We start from the raw sequence: 11241 nt of genomic DNA on the forward strand, positions 1-11241 counted from the left end.
CCAACAGGTTTTTTTATGCCTTGTGCTTGACGAGTTCCCGCCAATAGGTTTTGATTGCCTTCGTTATCTTTCGAACCGAAACTTATCATCACCATGTCGAAACGAAATACACCCCAACGACGTCACAACATTCTTGCCTTGCTCACCGAGCAGGGTGAAGTCAGCGTGGACGAACTGGCCAAGCGTTTCGAAACTTCGGAAGTGACCATCCGCAAGGATCTCGCTGCGCTGGAGAGCAACGGCCTGTTGCTGCGACGCTACGGCGGTGCGATCACCATGCCCCAGGAGTTGGTGGGTGATCCCGCCCAGCCTATCTCGGTCTACAAACGCGCCATCGCCCGTGCGGCTGTGAATCGGCTGCGCGAACATGCGCGGATCATCATCGACAGTGGCAGCACCACCGCCGCCATGATCCCCGAACTGGGCCATCAACCCGGCCTGGTGGTAATGACCAACTCGCTGCACGTGGCCAGCGCCCTGAGCGAATTGGAACACGAGCCGGTGCTATTAATGACCGGCGGCACCTGGGACCCCCATTCGGACTCGTTCCAGGGCCAGGTCGCCGAGCAGGTATTGCGCTCCTACGATTTCGACCAACTGTTCATCGGCGCCGACGGCATCGATCTACAGCGCGGCACCACCACGTTCAATGAATTGCTGGGGCTGAGCCGGGTCATGGCCGAAGTCGCCCGCGAAGTGGTGGTTATGGTCGAGTCCGACAAGATTGGCCGCAAGATTCCCAACCTGGAACTGCCCTGGAGCAGCGTCCATACCCTTATTACCGATGATCGCCTGCCGCTTGAGGCCCGCGACCAGATTCAAGCCCGCGGCATTACGCTGATTTGCGCGGCAGTCATCTAGGAGAGAAACCATGTGTGGAATTGTTGGCGCAGTCGCTGAACGAAACGTCACCGCCATTTTGCTTGAAGGCCTCAAACGCCTTGAATACCGTGGCTATGACAGCGCTGGTGTGGCGGTTTTTTCCAACGCTGGCAAGCTTGAGCGCATGCGTCGCCCGGGCAAGGTCGCTGAGCTGGAACAAGCCCTGGCCGGTGAGCCGCTGGTAGGTCGTCTGGGTATCGCCCACACCCGTTGGGCAACCCACGGCGCACCGTGCGAACGCAACGCCCACCCGCACTTCTCCGGTGACCTGGCGGTGGTTCACAACGGCATTATTGAAAACCACGAAGTGCTGCGCGAACAGCTCAAAGGCCTGGGCTATGTGTTCACTTCGGACACCGATACCGAAGTCATCGCCCACCTGCTAAACCACAAACTCAAGGACCACAGCGACCTGGCCACCGCCCTCAAGGCTACCGTCAAGGAACTGCATGGCGCCTATGGCCTGGCCGCGATCAGCGCCAGCCAACCGGATCGCCTGGTCGCCGCCCGCAGTGGCAGCCCGCTGGTGATCGGCTTGGGCCTGGGCGAAAACTTCCTGGCCTCTGACCAATTGGCCCTGCGTCAGGTCACTGACCGCTTCATGTACCTGGAAGAAGGCGATATCGCTGACATCCGCCGCGAAAGCGTGGCGATCTGGGACGTTAACGGTCAGCCGGTCGAACGCGAAGCCGTGCAGTACCGCGACGGTGCCGAAGCGGCCGACAAGGGTAAGTTCCGCCACTTCATGCTCAAGGAAATCCACGAGCAACCGTCCGTGGTGCAACGCACCCTGGAAGGCCGCCTGAGCCACAATCAGGTACTGGTTCAGGCCTTCGGCCCGCAAGCCGCTGAACTGTTCGCCAAAGTGCGCAATGTGCAGATCGTCGCCTGCGGCACCAGCTACCACGCCGGTATGGTCGCCCGTTACTGGCTGGAAGAACTGGCCGGCATCCCGTGCCAGGTGGAAGTGGCCAGCGAGTTCCGCTATCGCAAAGTGGTAGTGCAACCGGACACCCTGTTCGTCACCATCTCCCAGTCCGGCGAAACCGCCGACACCCTGGCCGCCCTGCGTAACGCCAAGTTGCTCTCTACAAAAGAAGGGGGCTACCTCGCCAGCCTGGCGATCTGCAACGTCAGCATCAGCTCCCTGGTGCGCGAGTCCGACCTGACCCTGCTGACTCAGGCCGGTCGTGAAATCGGCGTGGCGTCCACCAAAGCCTTCACCACCCAGCTGGTCGGTCTGTTGCTGTTGACCCTGTCCCTTGGCCAGGTTCGCGGCACACTCGCCGAAGGCGTCGAAGCCACCCTGGTGGAAGAGTTGCGTCGCTTGCCAACCCGCCTGGGTGAAGCCCTGGCCATGGACAGCACCGTGGAGAAAGTCGCTGAACTATTCGCCGACAAAAACCACACCCTGTTCCTTGGCCGTGGCGCGCAATACCCAGTGGCGATGGAAGGTGCCCTCAAGCTCAAGGAAATTTCCTATATCCACGCCGAAGCCTACCCGGCCGGTGAGCTGAAGCACGGCCCGTTGGCACTGGTGGATGACGATATGCCGGTGGTCACCGTTGCGCCAAACAACGAGCTGCTGGAGAAGCTCAAGTCCAACCTGCAGGAAGTCCGCGCCCGTGGCGGCCAACTGATCGTCTTTGCTGATGAGAAGGCGGGCATGACCAATGGCGAAGGCACCCACGTCATTAACATGCCGCACATCCACGACACTCTGTCGCCAATCCTCTACACCATCCCGTTGCAACTGCTGTCGTATTACGTCGCCGTGCTCAAGGGCACTGACGTTGACCAACCGCGCAACCTGGCGAAATCGGTGACAGTGGAGTAAGCCATTCAGGGATTACTGGTTTCTGACAATAAAGATTGACACAAAACAATAAAGGTTGACACGATACAACATAGATTGACACAAAGCCTAAACCCCCGTATCTACGGGGGTTTTCATTTTCGGGCTGAGCCATCGGTCTAGAATTTCCGCTTCGTTTCGCTCCGGGAGTAGGCTAAAAAGCGTTATGCCATCGGCAGATGGTGAACGATTTTTTCCTATAACTATTTTTTCAGGGCGAGGAGAGGCGATCCCGGCGGACGAAGGAGGAAGCAATAACCTGTTTTTTCCTTGCCTCCTGATGGGGCTAAGCCTCCGAGAACTTTTCTGTTGCCTACCCAGGTTGACGTCAAGGTTCTTGACTATGAGCTCAACCACCTGAGCTTGTTGGAAGAAATACTCAATCGAAAAAACGAAAACAAGGCGCACCTCTCCGAACGAAAATTGATGATTCGGATGGCGGTGGCGAGCGTCATCGAGAAGTTTGAGAGCGAGCCGAATCTGTTCTTGGTGATCGTGCGGGAGTGGCGGGAGGTCCTCGCCACGTACCGTGCGAATCTGCAAACCTACGTCTATAGCTTCTCGTTTGAGCGGGCCCGGCGCGAGGTGGCCCAGGCTGAAATCGACTATGGCACTAAGCTTAGCGGGGTACTGGGCGATATTGCGGGCAAGATGCTTGCCCTGCCGATATCGTTAGCGGGTCTGGTCGTGCTGGAGAAAACCACCTCAAAATTCGAAGGTTTTATTCTTGTCCTTGGGCTGGCAGTGGTCTCTGTGGTTCTGCTTGCGATCCTGCACAATCAAATGCTGCAAACAGAGCGCCTGCTACACAGTTTCAATGTCATCTTCGATGATTTTAAGGACAAGATAAAAACCTATCCCCCAAAACTTCAGGGCTTGCTCAGGATCACCATCGACCAGGTCGACAAGCAGGGCCGAACGCTAACCAGGACCTTTCGCTTGCTGAAGGGGCTGTCCTTGCTGCCAATCGTCGGGGCATTGCTGCTGGCCGCGATAAAATACTGGGATGGTTTCGTATGGCTATTGATGACCATCCTGTCGATCGTGTTTTCCGCGCTCAACGTAGCCCCGAACTTTCTCAGCCCGTAAAGGCTTTGCCTCATTTCTATGGCAAATTTTAAGGTGAAATAGGATTAGTAAGTTCAAACTGTTGAATAATGATCCACGCTGCCTACAATTGATCGAGGAAAAAATTTATGCTCGCAACAAACAGATGGCAGCTGAGCACGCAGCATCCTCAACGGAGCTGGAGCGTGCGGCGGTTTTCATAAAGGCTGCGCTTTGCAGGAAATCTGGCTTATCCCTCGGCCACGTCGTTTTCAATCGCTCAGTGATAAACGTTAAGAGATGAAAACCCACCATTTGAAACTCCTGAGGCCATCACAGTTGGCGGTCAGCAGGAGCTTGCCACGTAGTCTACGTAATGAAGGTCCCGCGTCTTCCATTAGCGACGAGAAATCCCAGATGAGCGTTGAACTGAATGAGGAGGATATGCGCTTGGCGCTATTCGGCTCCCCAAAACAATCCGACCCCGTAGTACTCGCAAAGCCGCAGCCGAGTCCAACGCCCCGACTAAACTCTAAACCGCTATCACCGAAGCTGAGGGTGACACTGCACGTTACCAAGGACTTCGAAGGCGACGTGAGCGTGTTCATTTATGATGCGAACACGCTGAGTACTCTTATCGCGGAACAAGAGGCTAAAAAAGAAGCTAAAAAAAAGAAATTCAAATATTTCGATGTGGTCTCGGTCAAACCCATCCAGTAACTATCGTGTCGTTAAAGAGCGTGCTTCATTGCACTGCTCTTGCTCCCTATGCAATACCACTGACCAGCCAGTTGTTTTCTTGCAGACATTCGTTTGCATGTAACTTGACCAGTATGCGCCGTAATAGGGACTGGCTGATAAAGTCCAAAAGCAACAACTCCAGCAGTATTAAAAAATACTCGGTTTTTTGAACAAGCGGATGGGGAACTCCACAACACTACATCCGGAATATTTCCGCTATCGCTATCCCATTTTGGTTAGCGGCGACCGCCTTCCGGGTACAGCTATTACCGCATCCCAACTTGACCGCGGTCACTGCTTGAATCATATAAAGCTGTGTGATGGTCAGATTGGTCAGGTGAGCCAAAAATCTAAACGATCTCGGTTCGACTTCACTGTGACGATGCATCGAGAACTGATTTCAGCTCCTGAGCATGCGCACTTTCAGGTGTGGATTCGTGCTGCTGGTTAAGAGAATTCCTGAGAAAAGCCCTAGTAAAGGTAGAGCCACCCATCGGTTGGGGGCATGCCGCAAAAGTTAATTTTGAAAAAACAGGCGAACATTACAGAATTGTAATTTTTCAAAAATCTCCCCGTTATCTTCAAATTGCAACGATACAAGTCGGCGGCGATACGGGAGCAGAAACTGCTCCCGTAAACAATAATTCCAGCCGAAGAGCTTTCTAGTTCTGCCGAACCTAAGGAGTGATTAATGGATAACAATACGAAATTTTCGATGGCCGCTTTGGCGTTGGTTGTCAGTTCTGGGCCTTCTATAGTGTTTGCGGAGGAAAAGACTGGGGGGTTTATCGAAGACAGCAGCCTTACCGTGCTCAATCGAAATTTCTACTTCAATCGTGATCATCGTAACGGTCAATCAAGCCCCACGGGCAATGGCTACTCCGAAGCTTGGTCGCATGCGATTATCAGTAAGTTCGAATCCGGGTTTACCCAAGGCTCTGTAGGCGTGGGCGTCGACGCTTTCGCGATGATCGGTTTGAAGCTTGATACGGGTGACGGTCGTAACGGCGGTCGTAGTTCATTCGATGTGCTACCTGTCAATGGCGACGGCGAAGCACGAGATGAATACACGAAAGTCGGTGGCGCGGCAAAAGTTCGCGCTTTTGACACTGTGGTGAAAGTAGGTGATGTATTTCCCGCCAACCCTGTCGTGGCTTCTGGCGACTCAAGGCTTTTACCGGAAAGTTTCCGTGGTGTGACCGCTACCAATACCAGCATCGAAGGGCTGACAGTTCAGGGTGGTCGCCTGCATGCTATGAGTCAACCAGTCTCCAGCAATATGCGCGACAACTTCGCAACCTTCTATGCAGGCCCAGTTAACTCACCTTGGGTCGGCTATTTTGGTGGCGACTACAATGTGAATAAGAATATTATCGTTAGTCTTTACTCCAGTCGTCTCAAAGACGCCTGGAATCAATACTATGCTGGCACCGGGTTGAACTACTCCTTGTCTGATGAGCTTTCCGTATTCGGCGGTGTGAATTACTACAAGGCCGTTGACGAAGGGAAAAAACTGCTGGGCGAGTTCGACAACAATATTTGGAGCGCTAAGGTTGGCGTGAAGTATGGCGCACACTCACTTGCACTTTCTCACCAGCGAAATAATGGTAACGACGACTTCGACTACCTGCGTCAGTCGGATTCCATCTTTCTCGACAACTCAATCCAGTACAGCGACTTCAACTCGCCAAAAGAACGTTCATGGATGGTGCGTTACGACCTCGACATGAGCTCGTATGGTGTACCTGGCTTGTCGTTTATGACACGTTATGGTCGTGGCACCGACGCTGACTACTCCAACGCCAACGCCACATACATGCGGCGCGATGCGGATGGAAACCCGTTGACCGATCAGAAACGTTGGGAGCGCGACATCGAAGTAAAATACGTCGTTCAGACAGGCTCCTTGAAAGATATGTCCTTCCGCTTGCGACAAATGAACACCCGTGCAACCGCGTTTGAGTCTGATTTGGATGAAGTCCGTGTGATCGTTGAGTACCCACTAGCGATTCTGTAATACCTGAACGGGATAATTCGTTCCTCACGAATATCCCGTTTTCGCTAGAAAGATTTCAAAAATGTAATTTTTCAATCATCTTCATGTTAACTTGAATTGCTTATAGTGAGTGGGAGTTAATAGGAATCTAGCTAGCGCATCTGGTTGGAGTCCTACAGACAAGTAGCTAGTATGTGAAAATCTGAAACTCATCGCTGTTCAGTTAAAAGCTCCAAGCTCACCTTTAGAAGCTCCTTTGGAAAAAGGTGAATTTTTAAGACGTCCCTCGGGGCGTCTTTTTTATGCCCGTTAAAACACGAGCATATAAAAAACGCCCGATACCTCTAAGTATTGAGGTTAATCGAGCGTTATAAATCCCTCTGACAGCAGCATAGCTGCTAGCCGCCTCGTTTACGACACTCTCCAGCCACAGTGTACCTAATTGTATTTAGCTGTCCTTTTGAATCTTCATAGGTCATTGCGGCGGGCACCACTGCGCAGACTTTTGCAGGCCGCACCACACTGATAACCTTCACAACATCCACCTTCATCCCGTACTCGTATTCTTTCGACACAGGGGCGCTTTTCCCCTGGCTAATTGCATACTGCTCCATGGCTTTAGCATTCGCCGCCATCATCTTTTCAAAGGCTTTGTCTCCTCCCCCTTCCGCCAGTACGAGAGAGGATAACGTCAGAGCTCCAGCGAAAGTAATAATACTCATGAACTTCATATTTAGTACCTCATATATTAACTGTTACAAGGATATCAATTCGAACATTGCGATGGCGTGGCGGCTAGGTTACGAATGTGTAATAAAGCCGTAAAAAAAACCGCCGCCGGAAGCCGGAAGCGGTTTTTTATACGCAGTACTACTACATTTTACCTGTCTCATCTTTAGCATCACTTGACACCACGGGAACGCTCTTCCCTTCTCTAGCAACATATGCCTCCATTGCCACATCTCGCGCCGCCATCATTTTTTCGAAGGTTCTGTCCCCCCCACCTTCGGCTAAAGCAACTGAAGAAAGGATTAAAGCACCCGCAAGAGCGCAGATTTGAGCAATTTTCATACTGACACCTCATATAGTTAACGCTAGTAGGGTATCAATTCGAACCTATCAACACGGTGGCGCCAAGATTACAGATTCGTTATGTAGCTCACATAAAAAAGCCCACTATCGAATCTCGATAGTGGGCTTTTAAAACTAAAGAATTATACGGCTTCTATTTTATCGTCTTCGTCTTCGGCTTCTTCCTCGTCTCGGCGGTGCGCCCATTGATAAAGCGCAGGCAATATCAGCAGGGTCAACGCAGTTGAGGATAGGATGCCCCCGATCACCACGGTAGCCAGGGGTCTCTGGACCTCTGCCCCCGTTCCGGTGGCCAGTGCCATCGGAATAAAGCCAAGAGAGGCCACCAGAGCTGTCATCAACACTGGGCGCAACCGGGTAAGAGCCCCTTCATTGATTGCGGAACTCAACGAATGTCCTTCCTCCCGAAGATTGCGGATGAACGCAATCATCACCAGACCATTCAGCACCGCCACGCCCGACAACGCGATGAAACCAACACCTGCCGAGATCGACAGCGGTATGTCTCGGAGCCATAAAGCCATGACTCCCCCCGTCAACGCGAATGGAATACCGGTGAACACCAATAGGCCATCCTTGAGGTTGTTGAACATCATGAACAAGAGTGCGAACACCAAGAGCAGGGCCACTGGGACTACAATCTGTAGTCGCTTGGCAGCGGATTGGAGCTGCTCGAACTGTCCTCCCCAGTTGGTCCAGTAACCGGCCGGGATCTGCACTTCTTTATCAATGGCGCTACTGGCCTCCTGTACAAATGAGCCGATATCACGCCCACGCACGTTGGCGCTGACGATCACCAGACGTTTGCCGTTTTCACGACTGACCTGGTTAGGTCCCAACACTAGATCGAGGCTAGCCACCTCTGAAAGAGCAATAAACCCGATCTGATCGGCATTGGTGTTAAGCAGCGCCGGTACCGGGATTAGCAGTGTGGACAATCCCTCGAGATCCTTACGCATGGCGTCGGATAAACGCACCACCATGTCGAATCGGCGGTCTCCCTCATACATCGTACCGGCTTGACGACCACCGACCGCCACCGCAATGGTGTCTTGTACGTCGCCAACGTTCAGTCCGTAACGGGCGGCTTTGTCACGGTCGATGTTGATGGTCAGTACCGGCAGTCCCGACGTTTGCTCGACTTTGACCTCGGAGGCACCATTGATCTTCTGCATGGACGCGGCAATTTTTGCAGCGGTGCTGTTAAGCACCGCCATGTCATCACCGAAGACCTTGACCGCCACATCACTGCGCACGCCTGAAATCAGCTCGTTAAAACGCAATTGAATAGGCTGAGAAAGCTCATAGTTGCTTCCGGGCATTCCGGCTGTAGCTTTTTGGATATCAGCTACCAACGCCTCTCTGGATTTATTCGGATCAGGCCATTGATTCTTCGGCTTGAGCATCACGTAGCTGTCAGAGATGTTTGGTGGCATTGGGTCTGAGGCAATTTCTGCTGTACCAGTACGAGCAAACATCCGCTTGACCTCCGGTACCTTTGCTAACACAAGTCTTTCCAGACGTTGCTGCATTTCTACCGATTGCGTCAGGCTGGTTCCTGGTACACGCAGTGCTTGCAACGCGAAATCCCCTTCACTGAGGCTCGGCACAAACTCGCTGCCCATTCGACTGGCGACCACACCGCACACCGCGATAACGGCTAGTGCTATGGCGAATGCCATTGATCGATGGCCCATGACCCATTCTAGCGCTGGCGCATACACCCGACGGGCGCCACGCATGATGATGTTCTCTTCTTCCTTGACCTTACCGGTGACGAACATCGCAATCGCCGCCGGGACAAAGGTCACCGACAACAGCATCGCGCCGAGCAAGGCAATCACCACAGTAAACGCCATCGGGTGAAACATTTTTCCTTCGACGCCGGTGAGGGCAAAAATCGGTAGGTACACGACCATGATGATCAACTGGCCGAAAATCAGCGGTCGGCGTGCTTCCTTGGCCGCCGCGAACACTTCGTGAAAGCGTTCGGAGCGGGTGAGGATGCGTCCGTGGTGTTGCTGTGCATGGGCCAGACGACGGATGGCGTTTTCGACAATGACCACCGCGCCATCAACGATGATGCCAAAGTCCAACGCTCCGAGGCTCATCAGGTTGGCGCTGACCTTGTTGGTAAACATGCCAGTGAATGTGAATAGCATCGCGAGCGGGATCACCATGGCAGTAATCAGAGCCGCGCGAATGTTGCCAAGGAACAGGAACAGAATCGCGATCACCAGGATCGCACCTTCAATCAAGTTCTTCTTAACGGTGGCAATTGCCTTGTCCACCAAATTGGTACGGTCATAGACGGTGACTGCCACCACCCCTTTTGGCAGTGAGCGGTTGATTTGCTCAAGCTTGCTAGCAACGGCTTGGGCCACGGTGCGGCTATTCTCACCGATCAGCATGAACACTGTGCCGAGCACCACTTCACGACCGTTTTCGGTCGCTGCCCCCGTGCGCAATTCACGGCCGATGTCCACGGTTGCGACGTTCTTGACACGGATGGGCGTACCGTCGACGTTGGCCATGACGATATTGGCGATATCTTCGGTGGTCGCTACTTGGCCAGGTGCGCGAATCAGTAACTGTTCGCCACTGTGCTCGATGTAACCGGCACCGACGTTGGCGTTGTTGCGCTCCAGCGCTGTAACAAGGTCAGTCAGCGTAAGCTTGTAAGCCGCCAAGCGTTTTGGATCGGGCGCAATCTGGTACTCCTTGGCGAACCCGCCAATGGTATTGATTTCGGCGACCCCGGGAACATTGCGCAGCTGAGGCTTGATGATCCAGTCTTGGATCACCCTCAGGTCGGTCGGCGTATAGGGACTGCCGTCCTCCTTGACGGCACCTTCTTCAGCCTCGACCGTCCACAGGAAAATTTCACCCAGACCGGTTGAGATCGGCCCCATGACGGCTTCCACCCCCTCGGGTAGTTGCTCCTTGGCCACCTGCAACCGTTCGTTGACCAATTGTCGGGCGAAGAACAGGTCAGTGCCTTCCTTGAAGATCACTGTGACTTGCGACAAACCCGAGCGTGACAGCGAGCGAGTTTGTTCTAGAGCCGGCAAACCAGCCATTGCAGTTTCGATGGGAAACGTGATGCGCTGCTCGGTTTCCAGTGGTGAAAAACCTGCTGCCCCTGTGTTGATTTGCACCTGGACGTTGGTGATATCGGGAACGGCGTCGATCGGCAGCTTCTGGTAGCTGGCTATCCCGAGGCCGGCCATGAGGAGAACCGCGAGCAGCACGATGATGCGCTGCTCGATGGCAAATTGGATCAGGCGTTCGAACATGAGAACCTTCTCGTGGAAGTGGCGGATCAGTGGGCGTGTTCAGCCGAGGCTTTACCCAGTTCTGATTTCAGAATGAAACTGCCGGCAGCGGCGACTTGAACACCGGGCTCCAGGCCCTCCGTGATCTCGACCAGACCCGCCGAACGGCCACCTGTCTCCACTGGCTGAGCTTTAAACCCGTCGTCCGTTCGAACGAAAACAGTTTGCTTGTCCTCGACCGTCTGGATAGCCGCTTCTGGTACTGCGACCTTTGTTTGCCGAGTATCAGTGTCAACCTGCACGGTCACGAATAGCCCGGGACGCCATGCACCTTGTGGATTGGCCAAGGTCAC

8 protein-coding genes and 1 pseudogene are annotated in these 11241 nt (G+C 53.6%); 5 read left to right on the forward strand and 4 right to left on the reverse strand.

Translation table 11 applies throughout. The features are described from left to right. The first annotated feature begins 93 nt into the window (after positions 1-93). The 5 genes from FQ182_RS18065 (at position 94) to FQ182_RS18085 (ending at position 6542) form a co-directional block, all read left to right on the forward strand. Complete coding sequence (locus FQ182_RS18065; RefSeq protein ID WP_133100651.1) at positions 94-861, forward strand: DeoR/GlpR family DNA-binding transcription regulator; 768 nt, start codon at positions 94-96, stop codon at positions 859-861. A gap of 10 nt (positions 862-871) precedes the next feature. After that, complete coding sequence (gene glmS, locus FQ182_RS18070; protein ID WP_149412839.1) at positions 872-2719, forward strand: glutamine--fructose-6-phosphate transaminase (isomerizing); 1848 nt, start codon at positions 872-874, stop codon at positions 2717-2719. Positions 2720-3046: 327 nt separating this feature from the next. Continuing rightward, positions 3047-3826: a hypothetical protein gene (locus FQ182_RS29835; protein WP_232392672.1), complete on the forward strand. Its 780-nt coding sequence runs from the start codon at positions 3047-3049 to the stop codon at positions 3824-3826. Positions 3827-4201: 375 nt separating this feature from the next. Then, a complete protein-coding gene (locus FQ182_RS18080) occupies positions 4202-4504 on the forward strand; it encodes a hypothetical protein (RefSeq protein ID WP_149415336.1) in 303 nt (100 codons plus the stop codon). Positions 4505-5216: 712 nt separating this feature from the next. Further along, the gene (locus tag FQ182_RS18085) at positions 5217-6542 is read left to right on the forward strand and encodes an OprD family porin (RefSeq protein WP_149418969.1); all 1326 of its coding nucleotides are present in this window, start codon (positions 5217-5219) and stop codon (positions 6540-6542) included. A 377-nt stretch (positions 6543-6919) separates the two neighbouring features. Here the strand turns inward: FQ182_RS18085 and FQ182_RS18090 are convergent, their stop codons facing one another. From FQ182_RS18090 to FQ182_RS18105, 4 genes and pseudogenes are all read right to left on the reverse strand, one after another. Continuing rightward, positions 6920-7252 carry a DUF2790 domain-containing protein gene (locus FQ182_RS18090; protein WP_149494037.1) on the reverse strand — a complete coding sequence of 111 codons (333 nt, stop codon included), beginning with the start codon at positions 7250-7252 and terminating at the stop codon, positions 6920-6922. A 142-nt stretch (positions 7253-7394) separates the two neighbouring features. Continuing rightward, a complete protein-coding gene (locus FQ182_RS18095; protein WP_017341679.1) occupies positions 7395-7592 on the reverse strand; it encodes a co-regulatory protein PtrA N-terminal domain-containing protein in 198 nt (65 codons plus the stop codon). Between the two features lie 143 nt (positions 7593-7735). Then, positions 7736-10909 (reverse strand): CusA/CzcA family heavy metal efflux RND transporter, encoded by a 3174-nt coding sequence (locus FQ182_RS18100; RefSeq protein ID WP_149415260.1) that lies wholly within the window; start codon positions 10907-10909, stop codon positions 7736-7738. A gap of 26 nt (positions 10910-10935) precedes the next feature. Next, positions 10936-11241, reverse strand: a pseudogene (locus tag FQ182_RS18105) (efflux RND transporter periplasmic adaptor subunit); the annotation flags it as partial.

This window comes from Pseudomonas sp. ANT_H4, from assembly GCF_008369295.1.
GTDB lineage: Bacteria > Pseudomonadota > Gammaproteobacteria > Pseudomonadales > Pseudomonadaceae > Aquipseudomonas.